Source organism: Streptomyces sp. PA03-5A, assembly GCF_033792725.1.
Lineage (GTDB): Bacteria > Actinomycetota > Actinomycetes > Streptomycetales > Streptomycetaceae > Actinacidiphila.
The window spans coordinates 65777-85425 of sequence record NZ_JARAVL010000038.1 but is presented as its reverse complement, the minus strand read 5'-3'; the positions used below and the strand labels follow the sequence as shown (position 1 = coordinate 85425).

The window sequence follows — 19649 nt, the reverse complement described above, 5'->3', positions numbered from 1 at the left end:
TTATCCACAGGCTGGGGACGGACCTGGTGGACATCGCCCTTTCCCGGGATCGTTGACTCATGCGGGGAGCACGGGCAGCACGGGGGCGGCAGGGGCGCGGGGGACGGCGGAGCCTGTGGGGGGCCCGTGGGATGCGGTCATGGTGGCGGGAGATCTCGGGGCTGCTGCTGCCGGCCGAGTGCGCGGGGTGCGGGGCGCCGCGGACCGTGCTGTGCGACGAGTGCGGCGCAGCGCTGCACGAGCCAGGCGCCCGGCAGGTCTGGCCGGACGCGCCGCCCGATGGGCTGCCCGCCGTGTGGGCGGCGACCGTCTACGCCGACCAGCCGCGCGCGGTGCTGCTGGCGCACAAGGAGCGCGGCGCGCTGGGGCTGGCCCGCCCGCTGGGCGAGGCCCTGGCAGGTGCGGTCTACGCCGCGGTGCGGGGAGGGGGTGGGGGAGGGGCCCCTGAGACGCGGCACCCGGAAGGCGCCCTCGCCCTCACCCCCGCACTCCCCCCGCTCCTCCTCGTCCCCGTCCCCTCCTCCCGCCGGGCCGTCGCGGTCCGCGGCCATGACGCGACCCGCCGCCTCGCCCTCGCCGCCGCCGCGGACCTGCGGCGCGACGGGCTGTCCGTCCGGGTGGCCGCGGTGCTGCGGCAGCGGCGTGCGGTGGCCGACCAGTCGGGCCTCGGCGCCCGCGACCGGCCCGCGAACCTCTCCGGCGCCCTGACGGCCGTGCGCGGTGCCGGCCGCCTCCTGGGGACCGTGCCAGTGGTGCTCGTGGACGACCTGATGACCACGGGCGCCTCGCTCGCCTCTGCGGCCCAGGCGGTCGAGGACGCCGGGGGCCGGGTCCTGGCCGCGGCCGTGGTCGGCGGCCCGGCGCCGCTACGCCACCCGGCGGGCGCTGCGGGCGCTGCGGGTGATCCGGGCGCGTCGGGCGCTCCGGGAGGCGGGGAAGGTTAGGTGCCCCGGGCGGCCCCGACGCGGAAGGCCGGGGTGGGCGGGACCCCTGCCACGGGCCGGGCAGACGGCCGGCCGGACGGCCGAACAGGCGGCCGAACGGGAAGCGGGATCCGAAGGTCAGAGCGGATCTCGCAGGTCGCACAAGGGGCATTTCACCCGAAGGGAGGTATAGCGCTTCTGGGGGTGCCGACCCCGGGTCCGCGGGTCTATGTTCGGTGGTGAGGGGCGGCGGCGCCCGCTGTGGGCCGCCGTTTCACGGACCGCGGGATGTGGTTCACCCATAGTTCGGTGGGTGAATATCTGTCTCGCGGGGGAGGAGGAGGTGAGAGTCGCGGCTTCGCAGCCCGGGAGCCTCCGAGCGCGCGGAGCGGCAACGAACGTCGACGCCGGGCGGGACCTGGTGCCCGCCGGCCTCAGCGCAAGGGATCGTCCCGTGAGACCGAGGCGATCCGGGAACGGAGTTCTGCGTGGACATCGTCGTCAAGGGCCGCAAGACCGAGGTGCCCGACCGGTTCCGGAAGCACGTGAACGAGAAGCTGGAGAAGATCCAGAAGCTCGACGGCAAGGTGATGAGCCTCGAGGTCGAGGTGTCCAAGGAACCGAACCCCCGGCAGGCAGACCGTTCCGACCGGGTGGAGATCACGCTGCGCACCCGTGGCCCGGTGATCCGGGCCGAGGCCGCCGCGACCGATCCCTACGCGGCGCTCGACGTCGCGGCGAACAAGCTTGAGGCGCGGCTGCGCAAGGCGGCCGACAAGCGCCGGGTGCACCGCGGCGGCAGCCGTACACCCATGAGCGTGGCGGAGGCGACGGCCGGACTGGCCATGACCGAGTTCAACGGCACGCCGACCGGCGGGGAGACGTCCACAGGCGTGCCCACCACCAAGATCGGCGGCTGTCTCGAGGTCCAGGGTGAAGGACCCCTGGTGGTTCGCGAGAAGACGCACGCGGCAGCACCGATGACGCTCGACCAGGCCCTCTACGAGATGGAACTGATCGGGCACGACTTCTACCTGTTCATCGACTCCGACACGGAACAACCGAGTGTCGTCTACCGGCGGCACGGCTACGACTACGGCGTCATCCACCTCAAGGCGGACCCTTCCGTCGAGGATGCGCCGGCCGGCGCGGGCGGAGCGCTCAGCCGGTGAACTAGGGGTCAGGGGCGGCGCTCCCGGGCGGGAAAACGACCATCGCCTGGGGGCGCTGCCGTGCTCGGGCATGGAATCATGGCCGGACAGCCAATGCACGGGCCGCAGCGCCCGGTTGGCCTGGCACGGACAGTGCGACTACCACGGGCGCCGGCCCGAGGGGGAGGAACCGATGGCGGACAGCTTCGAGCCCGCGCCGGCCGTTGGCGCGGAGCCCGGTCCGGGCGCCGCGGGGGAGGCGGGCGTCGCCGGTGCGCCGCGCAAGGAGCCGATCAGGGTGCTCGTGGTGGACGACCACGCCTTGTTCCGCCGGGGGCTGGAGATCGTGCTCGCGCAGGAGGAGGACATCCAGGTCGTCGGCGAGGCGGGGGACGGCGCGGAGGCGATGGAGAAGGCCGCCGACCTGCTGCCGGACATCGTGCTGATGGACGTGCGGATGCCGAGGCGGGGGGGTATCGAGGCGTGCACCTCCATCAAGGAGGTGGCTCCCAGCGCGAAGATCATCATGCTGACGATGAGCGACGAGGAGGCGGACCTCTACGAGGCCATCAAGGCCGGGGCGACCGGTTACCTCCTCAAGGAGATCTCCACCGACGAGGTGGCCACCGCGATCCGCGCGGTGGCGGACGGGCAGTCGCAGATCAGTCCGTCGATGGCGTCGAAGCTGCTCACCGAGTTCAAGTCGATGATCCAGCGCACGGACGAGCGCCGGCTCGTGCCCGCCCCCCGGCTGACGGACCGTGAGCTGGAGGTGCTGAAGCTGGTCGCCACCGGCATGAACAACCGGGACATCGCCAAGGAGCTCTTCATCAGCGAGAACACGGTGAAGAACCACGTGCGGAACATCCTGGAGAAGCTGCAGTTGCACTCGCGGATGGAAGCGGTGGTGTACGCGATGCGGGAGAAGATCCTCGAGATCCGCTGAGTCCGCCCGGTCAGGAGAGGGCTTCGGCCAGGGCCGCGGCGAGCTTGGGGTCGTCGAGCCGTTCGACGCGGACGCTGTCGCAGCCGACCCATGTGGCGGCCTCGCGCAGTGCCTGCGCCATGGGCTCGACGGCGCGTGCGGACTCCAGCGAGACCTGACGGGCGATCAGGGTGCTTCCCTCGCGGGCCGGGTCGGCGCGGCCGACCAGCCGGCCGCCGGCCAGCAGCGGCATCGCGAAGTAGCCGTGTATGCGCTGGGGCTTGGGGACGTACGCCTCCAGGCGGTGGCTGAAGCCGAAGATGCGCTCGGTGCGGGGCCGGTCCCAGATCAGGGAGTCGAAGGGGGAGAGCAGGGTCGTGCGGTGCCGGCCGCCGCGGGAGGCTTCGGCGAGGGCGGTGGGGTCGGCCCAGGCGGGCTTGCCGCCCCAGCCTTCGACCTGGACGGGGACGAGCCCGGTGTCGGTGATGACCGAGTCGACCTGTTCGGCCTTGAGCCGGTGGTAGTCGGCGAGGTCGGCCCGGGTGGCGATGCCCAGCGCGGCGCCGGCCTGGGCGACCAGGCGGCGCAGGCATTCGGCGTCGTCGATGTCGTCGTGGAGGAGGGCGTCGGGAACCGCCCGCTCGGCGAGGTCGTAGACGCGTTTCCAGCCGCGCCGCTGGGTGCAGACGACCTCGCCGGAGTCGAGCAGCCACTCCACCGCGATCTTCGTCTCCGACCAGTCCCACCAGGGGCCGCCGTTCTTGGCGCCGCCGAGTTCGGTCGAGGTCAGCGGGCCGTCGGCCTTGAGCCGGTCCAGGACGGCGGCGGTGGAGCGGTCGGCGTCCTGCAGCACGTGCCAGCGGTGGCCGCGGGCCCGCCGGGCGCGGCGGCGGAAGGCGAAGTGCGGCCATTCCTCGACGGGGAGGATGCAGGCGGCGTGCGACCAGTACTCGAAGGCGTGGTTCTCGGTCCAGTACGCGGCCTCGACCGCGGTGCGGCCGACGGCGCCGAGGCGGGCGTACGGGATGAGCTCGTGGGAGCGGGCGAGCACGGAGATGGTGTCGAGCTGCACCGCGCCCAGCCGCCGCAGGACGCCGCGGACGCCGCCGCGGCGGTCGGGGGCGCCGAGGAAGCCCTGGGCGCGCAGGGCGGTCCGGCGGGCGTCGTCGGCGGAGAGGGCCACGGGCGTCGTCATGGGCCCACCCTAGGAGGCGCCACTGACAATCCGGTCCGGGCCTGGCCGCGGGGCCCGTCCCGGGGGCCCGCGGCCGGGCCCGCCGCCGCGGTCACCCGCCCTGGTGCGGGAGGTAGGCGGCCCCGCCGCTCAGGCCGAGGTCGGAGGGGAGCAGGGAGCCGATCCACGCGTCCCGCCGGGTGCCCTGGTGGACGATCTTGGCGCGCATGGTGCCCTCCATCCGGAAGCCCGTCTTGAGGGCGACCGCGCGGGAGCCGGCGTTGCCCGCCTCGGCGTACCACTCCAGGCGCTCCACGCCGAGCTCCTCGAAGGCCCAGCGGGCTACGGCGCGGGCGGCTTCGGCGGTGAGGCCGCGGCCGCGCTGTTCCTTGGCGGTCCAGTAGCCGAGTTCGGCCTGCCGTTCCGCGCTGTTGAGCTGGGCCAGCCGCACCAGCCCCATGGCTCCCACCAGGCGTCCCTCGTCGCGCGTGGTGACGGCGAAGTTGTAGACGGTGTCGTCGCGCCAGCCGTCGGGGCAGGTCCGGGTGACGAACTCCTGCGCGTGCTCCTGGGTGTACGGGGACGGCACCGGGGTCCAGCGCGGGATCTCCGGGTCCTGGCAGGCGACGCGGACGGCCTCGGCGTCGTCCGGTCCGAAGGGGCGCAGGACGAGGCGGTCGGTGGTGAGGGTTATCGGCTCCATGCGTCGGAGTATCCCCGAGGCAGGGGTGCGGTCTCGACCGGAAAAGACCGGATCGGGACGGCGGTCGGCGGGGAGAACCGCCCGGCTTGGTGACGGACCTCCCGGCCCGCTGGTGTCCTCGCTTACGATGGCCGTTGCAGCGGGGTGTGACCTGCTGTGCCAGCGCGCGAAACCGTGCCAGGCCCGACCGGCAAGGAGCCAGCCTACGTGTCCGTCCTCAACAAGATCCTGCGTGCAGGCGAAGGCAAGATCCTGCGCAAGCTGCACCGCATCGCGGACCAGGTCAATTCCATTGAAGAGGACTTCGTCAATCTGACGGACGCCGAGCTGAGGGCCCTCACGGACGAGTACAGGGAGCGCTACGCCGACGGCGAGAGCCTGGACGACCTGCTCCCCGAGGCGTTCGCCACCGTCCGCGAGGCCGCCAAGCGCGTCCTGGGTCAGCGGCACTACGACGTCCAGCTCATGGGTGGTGCGGCGCTGCACTTCGGCCACGTCGCCGAGATGCGCACCGGCGAGGGCAAGACCCTGGTCGGCACGCTGCCCGCCTACCTGAACGCGCTGTCCGGCAAGGGCGTGCACCTGATCACCACCAACGACTACCTCGCCGAGCGCGACTCGGAGTGGATGGGCCGGGTGCACCGCTTCCTGGGCCTGCAGGTGGGTTGCATCCTCGCGAACATGACCCCGGCGCAGCGCCGCGAGCAGTACGCCTGTGACATCACCTACGGCACCAACAACGAGTTCGGCTTCGACTACCTGCGCGACAACATGGCATGGTCGCAGGAGGAACTGGTCCAGCGCGGTCACAACTTCGCGATCGTGGACGAGGTGGACTCGATCCTGATCGACGAGGCCCGTACGCCGCTGATCATCTCCGGCCCCGCGGACCAGGCCACGAAGTGGTACTCGGACTTCGCCAGGCTGGTGACCCGCCTGAAGCCGGGCGAGGCCGGCGCCATGGGCAAGGCGGAGACCGGTGACTACGACTTCGACGAGAAGAAGCGCACCGTCGCCATCCACGAGTCCGGTGTGTCCAAGGTCGAGGACTGGCTGGGCATCGACAACCTCTACGAGTCGGTGAACACCCCGCTGGTGGGCTACCTGAACAACGCCATCAAGGCCAAGGAGCTCTACAAGAAGGACAAGGACTACGTCGTCATGGACGGCGAGGTCATGATCGTCGACGAGCACACCGGCCGCATCCTGGCCGGCCGCCGCTACAACGAGGGCATGCACCAGGCGATCGAGGCGAAGGAGGGGGTGGACATCAAGGACGAGAACCAGACGCTCGCCACGATCACCCTCCAGAACTTCTTCCGCCTGTACTCCAAGCTCTCGGGCATGACCGGTACGGCGATGACCGAGGCCGCGGAGTTCCACCAGATCTACAAGCTCGGCGTGGTCCCGATCCCGACCAACCGCAACCTGCAGCGCAAGGACCGGGCGGACCTGATCTACCGCACCGAGGAGGCGAAGTTCGCGGCGGTCGTCGACGACATCGTCGAGAAGCACGAGAAGGGCCAGCCGGTCCTGGTCGGCACCACCTCGGTCGAGAAGTCCGAGTACCTGTCGCAGCAGCTGAACAAGCGCGGTGTGCCGCACGAGGTGCTCAACGCCAAGCAGCACGAGCGTGAGGCGTCGATCGTCGCGCAGGCCGGCCGCAAGGGCGCCGTCACGGTGGCCACCAACATGGCCGGCCGTGGTACCGACATCAAGCTCGGCGGCAACCCGGACGACCTGGCCGAGGCGGAGCTGCGGCAGCGCGGCCTGGACCCGGTGGAGCACGTCGAGGAGTGGGCGGCGGCCCTGCCGGAGGCGCTGGAGCGTGCCGAGGCGGCGGTCAGGACCGAGTTCGAGGAGGTCAAGGAGCTCGGCGGCCTGTACGTGCTGGGCACCGAGCGCCACGAGTCGCGGCGCATCGACAACCAGCTGCGCGGCCGCTCCGGCCGTCAGGGCGACCCGGGCGAGTCCCGCTTCTACCTCTCCCTCGGTGACGACCTGATGCGCCTGTTCAAGGCGCAGATGGTGGAGCGCGTGATGGCGATGGCCAACGTGCCCGACGACGTGCCGATCGAGAACAAGATGGTGACCCGCGCCATCGCCTCCGCCCAGTCGCAGGTCGAGCAGCAGAACTTCGAGATCCGCAAGAACGTCCTGAAGTACGACGAGGTGCTCAACCGGCAGCGCGAGGTCATCTACGGCGAGCGCCGCCGCGTCCTGGAGGGCGAGGACCTGCACGAGCAGGTGCGTCACTTCATGGACGACACGATCGACGACTACATCGCGATCGAGACGGCCGAGGGCTTCGCCGAGGACTGGGACCTGGACCGGCTGTGGGGCGCCTTCAAGCAGCTCTACCCGGTCACGGTGACGGTGGAGGACCTGGAGGACGCGGCGGGCGACCGGGCGGGCATCACCGCGGACTTCATCGCGGAGATGGCCAAGGACGACATCCACGAGCAGTACGACGCGCGTGAGCAGCAGCTCGGCTCGGAGATCATGCGCGAGCTGGAGCGGCGCGTGGTGCTGTCGGTGCTGGACCGCAAGTGGCGCGAGCACCTGTACGAGATGGACTACCTGCAGGAGGGCATCGGCCTGCGGGCGATGGCGCAGCGCGACCCGCTGGTGGAGTACCAGCGCGAGGGCTACGACATGTTCAAGGCCATGATGGACGGCATCAAGGAGGAGTCCGTCGGCTACCTGTTCAACCTGGAGGTCCAGGTCGAGCAGCAGGTCGAGGAGGTGCCGGTGGAGGCCGGTGCCCCGCAGGACGCGGCTCCGACGCTGGTCAAGCAGGACGCCCGTCCGGAGATCCGGGCCAAGGGCCTGGAGGCCCCGAAGCGGGCCGACCGGCTGCACTTCTCCGCTCCCACGGTGGACGGCGAGGGCGGTGTCGTCGAGGGCGACTTCGAGAGCGACGCGGGCCCGGAGTCGGACGGCATGACGCGGGCGGAGCGCCGCCGCGCGGCCAAGGGCGGCCGGCGCCGCAAGAAGTAGCCTCCGCGCGTTCCGGGGCCGGATTCCTGCGGGGGTCCGGCCCCGGGCCTTTGCCCCGGCGCGGGTCACTGCGCCTCGACGGCGGCGCAGCGCCATCCGGTGCCCGTGACGGTGCCGGTGCCGCCTCCGGCGCGTGCCGGGCCCTCGCGGCCGGCGCGCTCCAGGCGGAAGGCGAGGGCCCGCACGACGTGCGGGGTGAGCAGGACGACGGCGCTGGCCTCGACGGCCGTCCCGTCCGGGACGGGGCAGACGCGCGGCGGCCCCAGCAGCCGCGGCAGGTGGCCCCGGGAGACGTAGCGCCAGTCGGCGCGGGCGCCCACGAGGTCCCAGAGCCGGTCGTAGGCCTCGGGCTCCATCCGTCCGGCGAGGCTGGTGATGGGCCGCCGTCCGGTGAGGACCTCCAGCAGCCGTCCGGCGAACCAGACGTGCGGTGGCAGGGCGGTGACGTGCCGTGTGGGTGCGGACGTGGACGCGGGCATGGGTGTGAAGACAGGCATGGTGTGGACCCCCGTGGTCTACCGACTGGTAACCGGGTTCTACGGGGCCGGGCGCCGCTGCGGGAAGCGGGGCCCGCGATGTCCGGGGGGCGGTGCGGGATTCACCTATCAGGGGTGGTGCGCCCGTATGCTGACGCCATGCGCGTCTACATCCCCACGACCCTCCCAGGCCTGGCCGAGGCGCACAAGGCGGGTGAGCTGGGCCCTGCCCCGCTGGACGCCTTCGCCGTCACCCCGAGCCTGCGCGAGTGGTACGTCTCCGACGACATCGAGGAACTGGAGTACGCCGCGCTCACCCGCGCCGCCCAGGCCTCCCTGCGGCAGCTGGCGGCCACCCCGGACGCGCCCAGGCGGCGCGTCGTGGTCGCGGTGGACGTCGCCGACGGCGCCGTCTCCTTCGACCCCGACCGCGGCCTGGACCCCTCCGCGCTGGGCGCGGTGCGCCTGGCCGCGCCCGTGCCGATGGCCAGGGCTGCCGCCGTCCACGCCGACGCCGACGAGGCCGAGCAGGACGTCACGGCGGCCGCCGACGCCCTCGGCGCGGCCGACGCGGGCGACGACGACGCCCGCTTCACCGTCGACGGCGCCGAGGACCACGAGCTGCTCTGGTACGCCACCCAGGAGATCCCCTCGCTCATTGCGTGAGGTGACCGTACGAATACGCCGCGAGTGGATTTGACCTGGGCACTTGCCTTGAGGACATGGGGTCTGGGTACGGTTTCGGGTGTGAACGCGCATCTCGTGTGGGACTGGAACGGCACGCTGCTCCATGACATCGACGCGGTGATCGAGGCGACCAACGCCTCCTTCGCCGAGATCGGGCTGCCGCGGATCACGCTGGAGCGTTACCGCGAGCTGTACTGCGTGCCGGTCCCCCTGTTCTACGAACGGCTCATGGGCCGGCTGCCCACAGACGAGGAGTGGGAGGTGATGGACGACATCTTCCATCGCCACTACTGGACCCTCGCCGGTACGTGCGGCCTCGCCGAGGGGGCGGCGGAGATCCTGGCGCGGCGCCGCTACGAGGGGCTGACGCAGTCGCTGTGCTCCCTGGCGCCCCACGATCAGCTGATACCGATCCTGCGCACGCACGGCATCGAGCACCACTTCCTCCGGGTGGACGGCCGTACCGAGGGCAGCCACAGCGGCAAGTCCGAGCAAATGGCGCGGCACGTCGCCGCGATGGAGGGCATAGCGGCGGACCGCATCGTGGTGATCGGCGACGCCGTCGACGACGCGGTCGCCGCCAAGCACGTCGGGGCCATGGCGGTGCTCTACACGGGCGGCTCGCACAGCCGGGCCAGCCTGGAGACCGCGGGGGTGCCCGTCGTGGACAGCCTGGAGCAGGCGGTGGAGACCGCCGAGGCGCTCGTCGCCTGAGCCTGAGCCGGCGCCTTCACTGAGCCCCAGCCCAGCCCAGCCCAGCCCCGGCCGCGCGCCCGGGTCCCCGCCGGGGACCCGGGCGGCCGTCCGTCAGGTCACCGGCGCCTTGGAGCGCAGCACCGTGAGGAACTCGCGCATCCACGCCGGGTGGTCCGGCCAGGCGCGCGAGGAGACCACGACGCCGTCGACGACGGCCTCGGAGTCCTGGAAGCTCGCCCCGGCCGCCTCCATGTCCATCTCCAGCGCCGGGTAGGCGGTGACGCGGCGCCCGCTGAGGGCGCCGACGGCGGCCGTCAGCAGGGGGCCGTGGCAGATCTGCGCGACGGGCTTGTCGGCGTCGAAGAAGGCCTTGAGGACCTTGCGCAGCTCCGGGTCGTTGCGCAGGTACTCCGGGGCGCGTCCGCCGGGGACGACCACGGCCGCGTACGCGCCGGGGTCGACGTCCGCGAAGGACAGGTCGGCCGGCCAGGTGTACCCGGGCTTCTCGGTGTAGGTGTCGAAGCCCTCCTCGAAGTCGTGGACGACGAACCTGAGCTTCTTGCGGCTGGGGGCCGCGATGTGCACCTCGTACCCCTCCTCGAGGAGCCGTTGGTACGGGTACATGACTTCCAGCGATTCCGCCGCGTCGCCGGTCACGATCAGGATCTTGGTGGCCATGGCTGGGTGTCCCGCCTCTCGCCGTCTGCTGTCCGTCTGCTCTGCTGTCCGTCCGCTGCGTGCTGCCGTCCCGCCCCGTGGTCTCGTGCTGCCGTCCGGCGCGCCGTCGTGTGAACGTCTCGATACATCTCCGCGACGTTCCCCTCCTCAACCTGCACCCGCCCGGCCGGACTGTCCAGTTCGTCAAAGATTGGTTCGTGGTTTTGTACACAAAGAGCCCCTGACAGCCCCCCCGGACGTAGCGATAGCCTTACAGCGTGATCAGCGCTGATCCACCGATCACCATCACCTACGTCACGCAATGGCGCGCGACAGGAGCATGAGGACATGCAGACCAAGCTGGACGAAGCAAAGGCCGAGCTGCTCGCACGGGCGGCCCGGGTAGCTGAGAACAGCCCGGCGGGGGGACAACCTGGCCAGGGCCTCGAGAAGGAGGCGCTGGAAGCCTTCCTCCAGCGCTACTACCTGCACAGCGCCCCGGAGGACCTGCTCGACCGCGACCCGGTGGACATCTTCGGCGCCGCCGTGTCCCACCACCGTCTCGCCGAGCTGCGCCCGCAGGGGACGGCCAACGTCCGCGTGCACACCCCCTCGGTGGAGGAGAACGGCTGGACGTGCAGCCACACGGTCGTCGAGGTGGTCACCGACGACATGCCGTTCCTGGTCGACTCCGTCACCAACGAGCTGTCCCGGCAGGACCGCGCGATCCACGTCGTCGTCCACCCGCAGATGCTGGTGCGCCGTGACGTGACCGGGAAGCTGCTGGAGGTGCTGGACGCCGCGCCCGGCGACGGCGCCGGTGTGCCGCACGACGTGCTGACCGAGTCCTGGATCCACGTGGAGATCGACCGCGAGACCGACCGCGAGGACCTGAAGCAGATCACCACGGACCTGCGCCGCGTCCTGTCCGACGTCCGCGAGACCGTCGAGGACTGGCAGAAGATGCGCGACGCCGCGCTGCGCATCGCCGACGAGCTGGCCGCGACCCCGCCAGCGCTGCCCGAGCAGGAGGTCGGCGAGGCCTGGGAGCTGCTGCGCTGGCTGTCCGAGGACCACTTCACCTTCCTCGGCTACCGCGAGTACGCGCTGACCACGGAGACCACCCCGGAGGGCGAGGAGGACGTGCTCACCGCCGTCCCCGGCACCGGCCTGGGCATCCTGCGCTCCGACCCGCAGCACCGCGTGGAGGAGTCCGAGAGCGGCCAGGCGGTCTCGCCGTCCTTCAACCGGCTGCCCGCGGACGCCCGTAAGAAGGCCCGCGAGCACAAGCTGCTGATCCTCACCAAGGCCAACAGCCGCTCCACCGTGCACCGCCCGTCCTACCTCGACTACATCGGGGTGAAGAAGTTCGACGCCGACGGCAACGTCGTCGGCGAGCGCCGCTTCCTCGGCCTGTTCTCCTCGGCGGCCTACACCGAGTCGGTGCGCCGGGTGCCGGTCATCCGCCGCAAGGTCCAGGAGGTGCTGGACGGCGCCGGTTTCTCCCCTGACAGCCACGACGGCCGCGACCTGCTGCAGATCCTGGAGACCTACCCGCGCGACGAGCTCTTCCAGACCGGCCCGGACGAGCTGCGCGAGATCGTCACCAGCGTGCTGTACCTGCAGGAACGCCGCCGGCTGCGGCTGTTCCTGCGCCAGGACGAGTACGGCCGCTACTTCTCGGCGCTGGTCTACCTGCCCCGGGACCGCTACACCACGGGCGTGCGGCTGCGGCTGACCGACATCCTCAAGGAGGAGCTGAACGGGGTCACCGCGGACTTCACCGCCTGGAACACCGAGTCGGTGCTCTCCCGGCTGCACTTCGTGGTCCGCGTCGCGGCCGGCACCACGCTGCCGCAGCTGACCGACCGCGACGTCGAGCGGATCGAGAACCGGCTCGCCGACGCTGCCCGCTCCTGGGCCGACGGCTTCGCCGAGGCGCTGACCTCCGAGTGCGGCGAGGAGCGAGCGGCCGAGCTGACCCGCCGCTACGCGCACGCCTTCCCCGACGGCTACCGTGCCGACTTCACGCCCCGCGCGGCCGTCGCGGACCTGCAGCACCTGGAGCGGCTCAACGGCGAGGACTTCTGCCTCAGCCTGTACGAGCCGGTCGGCGCCGCCCCCGACGAGCGCCGCTTCAAGATCTACCGCACCGGCGCCCCCGTCTCGCTGTCCGCGGTGCTGCCCGTGCTGCAGCGCCTGGGCGTCGAGGTCATCGACGAGCGCCCGTACGAGATGCGCCGCGCCGACGGCACCCGCGCCTGGATCTACGACTTCGGGCTGCGCATCGACCCGTCGCTGGGCGACCTCGGCGACGACGCCCGTGAGCGCTTCCAGGACGCCTTCACCGCGACGTGGACCGGGCAGGCCGAGAACGACGGCTTCAACTCCCTGGTGCTGCGCGCCGGGCTGACCTGGCGCCAGGCGATGGTGCTGCGGGCGTACGCCAAGTATCTGCGGCAGGCCGGCACGGCCTTCTCGCAGGACTACATGGAGGACACCCTCCGCAACAACGTCCACACCACCCGGCTGCTGGTCAACCTCTTCCAGGCCCGGCTCTCCCCGGACCACCAGCGGGCCGGCAGCGAGCTGACCGACGCGCTGCTGGAGGAGGTGGACGCCGCCCTGGAGCAGGTCGCCAGCCTGGACGAGGACCGCATCCTGCGCTCCTTCCTCACGCTCATCAAGGCCACGCTGCGCACCAACTACTTCCAGCGCGCCGACGGCGGCAAGCCGCACGCCTACGTGTCGATGAAGTTCGACCCGCAGGCGATCCCGGACCTGCCCGCGCCGCGCCCGGCGTACGAGATCTGGGTGTACTCCCCGCGCGTGGAGGGCGTGCACCTGCGCTTCGGCAAGGTCGCCCGCGGTGGCCTGCGCTGGTCCGACCGGCGCGAGGACTTCCGCACCGAGGTCCTCGGCCTGGTCAAGGCGCAGATGGTGAAGAACACCGTCATCGTGCCGGTCGGCGCCAAGGGCGGCTTCGTCGCCAAGCAGCTGCCGGACCCGGCCGCCGACCGCGAGGCGTGGCTGGCGGAGGGCATCACCTCCTACAAGACCTTCATCTCCGGTCTGCTCGACGTCACCGACAACCTGGTCGGCGGGCAGGTCGTGCCGCCGGCCGACGTGGTCCGCCACGACGGCGACGACACCTACCTGGTGGTCGCGGCCGACAAGGGCACCGCGTCGTTCTCGGACATCGCCAACGAGGTCGCCACCTCGTACGGCTTCTGGCTCGGCGACGCCTTCGCCTCCGGCGGCTCGGTCGGCTACGACCACAAGAAGATGGGCATCACCGCCCGCGGCGCCTGGGAGTCGGTCAAGCGGCACTTCCGTGAGACGGGCCACGACACCCAGAGCGAGGACTTCACCGTCGTCGGCGTCGGCGACATGTCCGGTGACGTCTTCGGCAACGGCATGCTGCTCAGCGAGCACATCCGGCTGGTGGCCGCCTTCGACCACCGGCACATCTTCATCGACCCCGTGCCGGACGCGGCGACCTCGTACGCCGAGCGCCGCCGGATGTTCGAGCTGCCGCGTTCCTCGTGGGCGGACTACGACACCAAGCTGATCTCGCACGGCGGCGGTGTCTTCCCGCGCAGCGCCAAGGCGATCGCGCTCACCCCGCAGATCCGCAAGGCGCTCGGCATTGAGCAGCCGGTGGCGAAGATGACGCCGGCGGACCTGATGAAGGCGATCCTCAAGGCCCCGGTGGACCTGCTGTGGAACGGCGGCATCGGCACCTACGTGAAGGCCGCCACCGAGTCCCACCTGGACGTCGGCGACAAGGCCAACGACGCGATCCGCGTGGACGGCGGCGAGCTGCGCGTCAAGGTCGTCGGCGAGGGTGGCAACCTGGGCCTGACCCAGCTCGGCCGGATCGAGTTCGCCCAGACCGGCGGGCGGGTCAACACCGACGCCATCGACAACAGCGCCGGCGTGGACGCCTCCGACCACGAGGTCAACATCAAGATCCTGGTCAACGCGGTCGTCGCCGACGGCGACCTGACGGTCAAGCAGCGCAACTCGCTGCTGGCGCAGATGACCGACGAGGTCGGCGCCCTGGTGCTGCGCAACAACTACGCGCAGAACGTGGCGCTGGCCAACGGCATGGCCCAGTCCGCCAGCCTGCTCCACGCCCACCAGCGCTACCTGCGCAGGCTGGTCCGTGACGGCAAGCTGGACCGGGCCCTGGAGTTCCTGCCCTCCGACCGGCAGATCCGGGAGCGGCTGAACGCCGGCCACGGCCTGACCCAGCCGGAGCTGGCCGTCCTGCTCGCCTACACGAAGATCACCGTGGCGGAGGAGCTGCTCGGCACCGGCCTGCCCGACGACCCCTACCTGCGGCGGCTGCTCGACGCGTACTTCCCCAAGGCGCTGCACGAGCGGTTCCAGGCGCAGATCGACGGGCACGCGCTGCGGCGCGAGATCGTGACGACGGTGCTGGTCAACGACACCGTCAACACCGGCGGCACCACCTTCCTGCACCGCTTCAAGGAGGAGACCGGGGCCACCACCGAGGAGATCGTGCGGGCGCACACCGCGGCCCGTGCCATCTTCGGCCTGGGCGGCATCTGGGACGAGGTGGAGGCGCTGGACACGGTCGTCGCGGCCGACGTCCAGACCCGGATCCGGCTGCACTCGCGGCGGCTGGTCGAGCGGGGCACCCGCTGGCTGCTGAACAACCGGCCGCAGCCGCTGGCCATCGCGGAGACGATCGACTTCTTCCGCGAAGGTGTCGCCACGGTGTGGGCGGTGCTGCCGAAGCTGCTGCGCGGCGCCGACCTGGAGTGGTACGAGTCGATCCACGACGAGCTGACCGGCGCGGGCGTGCCGGAGGAGCTGGCGACGCGGGTCGCCGGGCTCTCCTCTGCCTTCCCGGCGCTCGACATCGTCGACGTCGCCGACCGGACCGGCAAGGACCCGCTGGCGGTCGCCGAGGTCTACTACGACCTCGCCGACCGGCTGCAGATCACACAGCTGCTCGACCGGATCATCGAGCTGCCGCGCGCCGACCGCTGGCACTCCATGGCCCGTGCGTCGATCCGCGAGGACCTCTTCGCGGCGCACGCGGCCCTCACCCAGGACGTGCTGTCCGCCGGCAACGGCTCCTCCACCCCGGAGCAGCGCTACCAGGCGTGGGAGGAGTCCAACAGCGCGCTGATCGGGCGGGCGAGGACGACGCTCGACGAGATCCAGGGCTCGGAGAGCTTCGACCTGGCGAACCTGTCGGTGGCGATGCGGACGATCCGCTCGCTGCTGCGGGCCCGCCGCTGACGCCTGGACGGCGCACGTACGACGGCAGGGGCCGGGGAGCACACGCTCCCCGGCCCCTGCCGCGTGGACGGGCTCAGCCGACCCGGTACAGCCGTTCGCCGGTGCGGGGGCCCTGGGCGACCTGGACGCCGCCCGGCGGGGGCGGGTCGTCCGCCTCGGTCATCACCCACTTCACGTGGTAGCGGCGGGCGATGGCAAGGCGCTGCTCCATGGGCGTCGCGGGGGCCAGGTAGGCGCGTACGTCGGCCTCGCGTCGCTCGCGGTCTGCCGCCGTCGTCGACGGGTCGGGCCAGGCCGGTGACACCAGGAACGCGCCGTAGGCGGGCATGACGTGCTTGGGGTTGTACCCGTCGGTCAGGAGGACGTCGCCGACGGCGACGTGCGCCTGCGCCCACAGGTAGCCGGGCCAGCTGCCCAGCCGCTGCAGGTGCAGCGCGGGCGGCACGTAGCGCGCCGGTACGACCGCGCCCGCCTGCGCCAGCAGTCCCGCGCAGGCCGCCACCGCCGCCAGCGGGGCCAGCACGGTGCGCAGCGCGGTCCACGGCGGGGCCTGCGCGAGCTCCACCGCCAGCGCGAACTGCAGCGGTACCAGCAGCAGCCCGAAGATCCGCCCGAAGGAGTAGGAGCCGCTGAGCCAGCCGTAGGCGGCGACGGCGCAGTCCGCGGCGAACATCAGCACCAGCGGGTCGAAGCGGTTCAGCCGCAGCCGGCACAGCAGCGCCGGCAGCCCGGCCAGGGCCAGCCCGTACCACTGCCACAGGTCCGCGTACAGCCGCCGGTGGACGTCGTCCACGGTGGGGTCGCCGAGCAGCGCGGAGAGGCTGAAGTACGGCCACCAGGCGGCGACGGCGAAGGCGACCGCCGCGGTCAGCGCCCACCGGCCGAGGACCCCGGCGGCGACCGGCATGCGCTGCATGCCGATGACGATGGCGACCACGCCGATGAGGGTGCCCATCGCCGTGAAGGGGTGCACGAGCAGCACGGTCCCGATGAGCAGTCCGAGCCAGGCGTGCAGCCACGTCCCGGCCACGCCGCGGCGGGCCGCCCGCGCGGTCAGCGCCCACACCCAGAACGTCACGCCGACGGCGAAGGCACTGGGGTAGGTCAGTCCCCGGATCATCGACTGCAGACCGAGGAAGCCGCTCCACTCCTTGTGCTGCGGCCCCCACAGCAGGACGAACGCGGCGAGCGCCAGCACCGGCGCCCAGCGCCGGTTGCTGAGCACGCGGGTGAAGGCGCCGATGCCGGTGACGACCAGCGCCAGGTTGACCGGGCCGCACCCCTTGAGCAGCTGCCAGCCCGGTACGCCCGTCAGGTGCGACAGCAGCCCCAGCACCACGGTGTACGGGGTGAAGTAGGGGCTGCCGGTGCCCGGCACGTCGAGCAGCGGGTTGGCCGGGTGCCGCCAGTCCGTGGCGATCCGCTCGATCGCGGCGGCGTGCTGCCCGAAGTCGGAGGCGACCGGCGACTGCCAGGTGCGGTAGGCCACCACCGCCCAGAAGAGGGTGCCGAGGATCAGGTACGGGGAGGGCCTGCGCACGTCCCGCAGCTCGTACGCGTGGATCCGCCAGTCCCGCTGGGTCAGCACGCCGGTCACCGCAGCCCTCCCGGCCGTCGTCCGCTCGTCACCTCGTTCCCCTCGATGCTTGATCGTGACGGACGCGGCTGCATCCCGGCGGGGCCCGTACGGGGCGTCGTCACGGCCGTGCGGCGGCCTCCTGCGGACCGGAGCGTGGTCCCTGCGGCGGGGCGCCGGCCAGGAGCGCGGGAGCGGGCGCGGGGGTGCGGGCCTCCAGGGGCACGACGGGCAGCGGCTCGCTCTCGCCGAGGAAGACCCGCCGCACGACCCGCTCGGCGGCCCGGCCGTCGTCGAAGGCGCAGAAGCGGCGGCGGAACGCCTCCCGCAGTCCGGCCGCCTCCGGGCTGTTCCAGGCGCCGTCGCGGAAGACCGCGATCAGTTCGTCGTCGCTGGTGGAGACGGCGCCGGGGGTCTCGCCGGGGGCTCCGGACAGCAGGTCGAAGTAGACGCCGCGGCTGGCCCGGTAGACCGGCCAGTCGTCGGCGTGGACGACGATGGGCCGGTCGAGGAGCGCGTAGTCGAACATGATCGACGAGTAGTCGGTGACCAGGGCGTCGGCGGCCAGGCACAGCTGTTCGACCGACGGGTGCCGGGAGACGTCGACCAGCAGCCCTTCCTCGTGCAGCGCCTTCAGGCGGGCGTCCTCGCCGTGGAAGTAGTGGATGCGGGTGAGCAGGACGAAGCCCTCGCCGAGCGCCCGGCACACCCGTTCCACGTCCAGGCGCGGCACGAAGTTGCGCTGGTAGTCGCGGGTCGTCGGCGCGTACAGGACCGCGGTGCGGCCGGGGGCGATGCCCAGGGCCGCGCGGGCGTGGGAGACCTCGGCGGCGCCGGCGGTCAGGAAGACGTCGTTGCGCGGGTAGCCGGTCTCCAGGTGCTGCCAGGAGGAGGGGTACACGCGCTCCCAGATCTCGCTGGAGTGCGGGTTGGAGGACACGCTGTAGTCCCAGCGGTCCACCCGCTCCAGCAGCCGGCGGAAGCTCATGCCCTTGGCGGAGGCGGGGTAGCGCTGCTGGTCGATCCCCATCTTCTTCAGCGGGGTGCCGTGGTGGGTCTGCAGGTGGACGCTGCCGGGCCGCTTGCGGACGTCGTTGGGGAAGTTGACGTTGCTGATCAGGTACGTGGCCCGGGCCATCAGACGCCAGTAGCGCCGGGTGCGCGGCACGACGTAGTCCACGCCCTTGGGCACCCGGGGGACGTCGGACTTGCGGACCAGCCACACCCCGTGGACGCCCGGGGCGATCTCCCGTGCCTTGTGGTAGATCGCGGCCGGGTTGCAGAACACCCCGCGGTCCCAGTACGCCGAGTACACCGCGAGGTTGGGGTCGAGCGGCCGCCGCAGGTGGTAGGCGTACAGGGCGGCCTTGGCCCGCTGCGCGACCTGCCGGCGCAGCCGCCGCCTGCGCCGCGTCAGCTCCTTGCGGGCCTCGCGCGGTACGTCGCCCAGCCGGGCCAGCAGCCAGCTGCCGCGGGCCAGCCGCCGGTAGGCGGTGGCCTTGTCCGCGGGCGGCACGAACCCCTCCGGCAGGTGGCGGGCGTACCAGCGGGCCGCGAGCCGGAAGAACACGCCGCGCAGCCGCGGCGGGATCCGGTCCGGGTTGCCGAGGCAGAACAGGAAGTGGCTGACGGCCCGCTCGAACAGCATCGGCCGCAGCGGCGCGAGGTGTTCGCGGCCGGGCGCGTCGAGGAAGTCGAAGAGCCGGGTGTACTGGTCGAGGATGACGAAGTGGTTGCGGCCCGGGCTGCGGGTGCTGGCGCCGCTGCGCCGCTGCCGGTACTCCAGCACCGCCCGGGCCAGGCAGGAGATGCGTTCGGCGCTGAGCATCGTCACGTACGAGACGAGGGCGTCCTCGTAGATGCCGTCGCTGAAGGAGAAACCGTGCCCCCGGTAGAAGGCGCGGCGGTAGACCCGGTTGGAGGTCATCGCGAACAGCCGCAGGAACTCGGGGCGTTCGGTGATCCGGAAGACGTCGGTGCCGGCCGAGGCGAGCAGGTCGCCGAAGACGCTCTTCTCGGCCGCCTCCCACCAGTAGGTGCGCACGTGGTCGAAGTAGAGGATGTCCGGGTCGCCGTCCTGCTTCAGCCGCTCGGCGACCGCCTCCAGCGAGCCGGGGGCGAGGGTGTCGTCGCCGTCGAGGAAGAGCAGGTAGTCGCCGGTGGCCCGCTCGGCACCGGTGTTGCGGGCCCGCCCCACCCCCAGGTTCTCCTCGTGGTGCAGCGCGATCACCCGGCAGTCGCGGGCCGCGTACTCGTCGAGGATGCGGCCGCAGTGGTCCGGCGAGCGGTCGTCGACCGCGATCACCTCGAGGTCGGGCAGTGACTGCGACAGCACCGAGTCGAGGCAGGCGCGCAGGTAGCCCTGCACCTTGTGGACCGGGACGATGACGGAGAAGCGGGGCAT

The 19649-nt window shown here is 71.9% G+C and carries 13 protein-coding genes; 7 read left to right on the top strand and 6 right to left on the bottom strand.

What is annotated here, in order from left to right:
- Window positions 1-131: 131 nt before the first annotated feature.
- From PV410_RS35625 to PV410_RS35615, 3 genes are all read left to right on the top strand, one after another.
- On the top strand, window positions 132-944 hold the full coding sequence (locus tag PV410_RS35625) for a ComF family protein (RefSeq protein ID WP_500330121.1): 813 nt from the start codon (window positions 132-134) through the stop codon (window positions 942-944).
- Between the two features lie 467 nt (window positions 945-1411).
- The gene (gene hpf, locus PV410_RS35620; RefSeq protein ID WP_500330120.1) at window positions 1412-2095 is read left to right on the top strand and encodes a ribosome hibernation-promoting factor, HPF/YfiA family; all 684 of its coding nucleotides are present in this window, start codon (window positions 1412-1414) and stop codon (window positions 2093-2095) included.
- 172 nt (window positions 2096-2267) lie between these two features.
- Complete coding sequence (locus PV410_RS35615) at window positions 2268-3020, top strand: response regulator (protein ID WP_500330119.1); 753 nt, start codon at window positions 2268-2270, stop codon at window positions 3018-3020.
- Window positions 3021-3030: 10 nt separating this feature from the next.
- Here the strand turns inward: PV410_RS35615 and PV410_RS35610 are convergent, their stop codons facing one another.
- Entirely contained in the window at window positions 3031-4194 is a 1164-nt protein-coding gene (locus PV410_RS35610) for a winged helix-turn-helix domain-containing protein (RefSeq protein WP_500330118.1), read from the bottom strand.
- A 91-nt stretch (window positions 4195-4285) separates the two neighbouring features.
- The gene (locus PV410_RS35605; RefSeq protein WP_500330116.1) at window positions 4286-4876 is read right to left on the bottom strand and encodes a GNAT family N-acetyltransferase; all 591 of its coding nucleotides are present in this window, start codon (window positions 4874-4876) and stop codon (window positions 4286-4288) included.
- A 207-nt stretch (window positions 4877-5083) separates the two neighbouring features.
- Here PV410_RS35605 and secA point away from each other — a divergent pair, with 207 nt between their 5' ends.
- Window positions 5084-7876 (top strand): preprotein translocase subunit SecA, encoded by a 2793-nt coding sequence (secA, locus tag PV410_RS35600; protein WP_500330115.1) that lies wholly within the window; start codon window positions 5084-5086, stop codon window positions 7874-7876.
- Window positions 7877-7941: 65 nt separating this feature from the next.
- Here secA and PV410_RS35595 read toward each other — a convergent pair whose 3' ends face one another.
- Window positions 7942-8355, bottom strand: coding sequence for an Rv3235 family protein (locus tag PV410_RS35595; protein WP_500330113.1), 414 nt, complete (start codon window positions 8353-8355; stop codon window positions 7942-7944).
- A gap of 156 nt (window positions 8356-8511) precedes the next feature.
- Here PV410_RS35595 and PV410_RS35590 point away from each other — a divergent pair, with 156 nt between their 5' ends.
- Both PV410_RS35590 and PV410_RS35585 read left to right on the top strand, forming a co-directional pair.
- Entirely contained in the window at window positions 8512-9018 is a 507-nt protein-coding gene (locus PV410_RS35590; RefSeq protein WP_499512140.1) for a DUF6912 family protein, read from the top strand.
- An 81-nt stretch (window positions 9019-9099) separates the two neighbouring features.
- Window positions 9100-9753: an HAD family hydrolase gene (locus PV410_RS35585; protein WP_499512139.1), complete on the top strand. Its 654-nt coding sequence runs from the start codon at window positions 9100-9102 to the stop codon at window positions 9751-9753.
- 93 nt (window positions 9754-9846) lie between these two features.
- Here PV410_RS35585 and PV410_RS35580 read toward each other — a convergent pair whose 3' ends face one another.
- Complete coding sequence (locus tag PV410_RS35580) at window positions 9847-10413, bottom strand: DJ-1/PfpI family protein (RefSeq protein WP_499512138.1); 567 nt, start codon at window positions 10411-10413, stop codon at window positions 9847-9849.
- A 327-nt stretch (window positions 10414-10740) separates the two neighbouring features.
- Here PV410_RS35580 and PV410_RS35575 point away from each other — a divergent pair, with 327 nt between their 5' ends.
- Window positions 10741-15669, top strand: coding sequence for an NAD-glutamate dehydrogenase (locus PV410_RS35575; RefSeq protein ID WP_500330110.1), 4929 nt, complete (start codon window positions 10741-10743; stop codon window positions 15667-15669).
- Between the two features lie 73 nt (window positions 15670-15742).
- Here PV410_RS35575 and PV410_RS35570 read toward each other — a convergent pair whose 3' ends face one another.
- Both PV410_RS35570 and PV410_RS35565 read right to left on the bottom strand, forming a co-directional pair.
- On the bottom strand, window positions 15743-17266 hold the full coding sequence (locus tag PV410_RS35570) for a hypothetical protein (protein WP_500330108.1): 1524 nt from the start codon (window positions 17264-17266) through the stop codon (window positions 15743-15745).
- A 100-nt stretch (window positions 17267-17366) separates the two neighbouring features.
- A complete protein-coding gene (locus PV410_RS35565; protein WP_500330106.1) occupies window positions 17367-19649 on the bottom strand; it encodes a bifunctional glycosyltransferase/CDP-glycerol:glycerophosphate glycerophosphotransferase in 2283 nt (760 codons plus the stop codon).

Bases quoted from the DNA above. Each gene is read 5' to 3' on its own strand.
- PV410_RS35590 (WP_499512140.1), top strand. From the start codon at position 8,512: ATGCGCGTCTACATCCCCACGACCCTCCCAGGCCTGGCCGAGGCGCAC.
- PV410_RS35595 (WP_500330113.1), bottom strand. From the start codon at position 8,355: ATGCCCGCGTCCACGTCCGCACCCACACGGCACGTCACCGCCCTGCCA.
- PV410_RS35605 (WP_500330116.1), bottom strand. From the start codon at position 4,876: ATGGAGCCGATAACCCTCACCACCGACCGCCTCGTCCTGCGCCCCTTC.
- PV410_RS35565 (WP_500330106.1), bottom strand. From the start codon at position 19,649: ATGCCCCGCTTCTCCGTCATCGTCCCGGTCCACAAGGTGCAGGGCTAC.
- PV410_RS35580 (WP_499512138.1), bottom strand. From the start codon at position 10,413: ATGGCCACCAAGATCCTGATCGTGACCGGCGACGCGGCGGAATCGCTG.
- PV410_RS35575 (WP_500330110.1), top strand. From the start codon at position 10,741: ATGCAGACCAAGCTGGACGAAGCAAAGGCCGAGCTGCTCGCACGGGCG.
- PV410_RS35625 (WP_500330121.1), top strand. From the start codon at position 132: ATGCGGTCATGGTGGCGGGAGATCTCGGGGCTGCTGCTGCCGGCCGAG.
- PV410_RS35610 (WP_500330118.1), bottom strand. From the start codon at position 4,194: ATGACGACGCCCGTGGCCCTCTCCGCCGACGACGCCCGCCGGACCGCC.
- PV410_RS35615 (WP_500330119.1), top strand. From the start codon at position 2,268: ATGGCGGACAGCTTCGAGCCCGCGCCGGCCGTTGGCGCGGAGCCCGGT.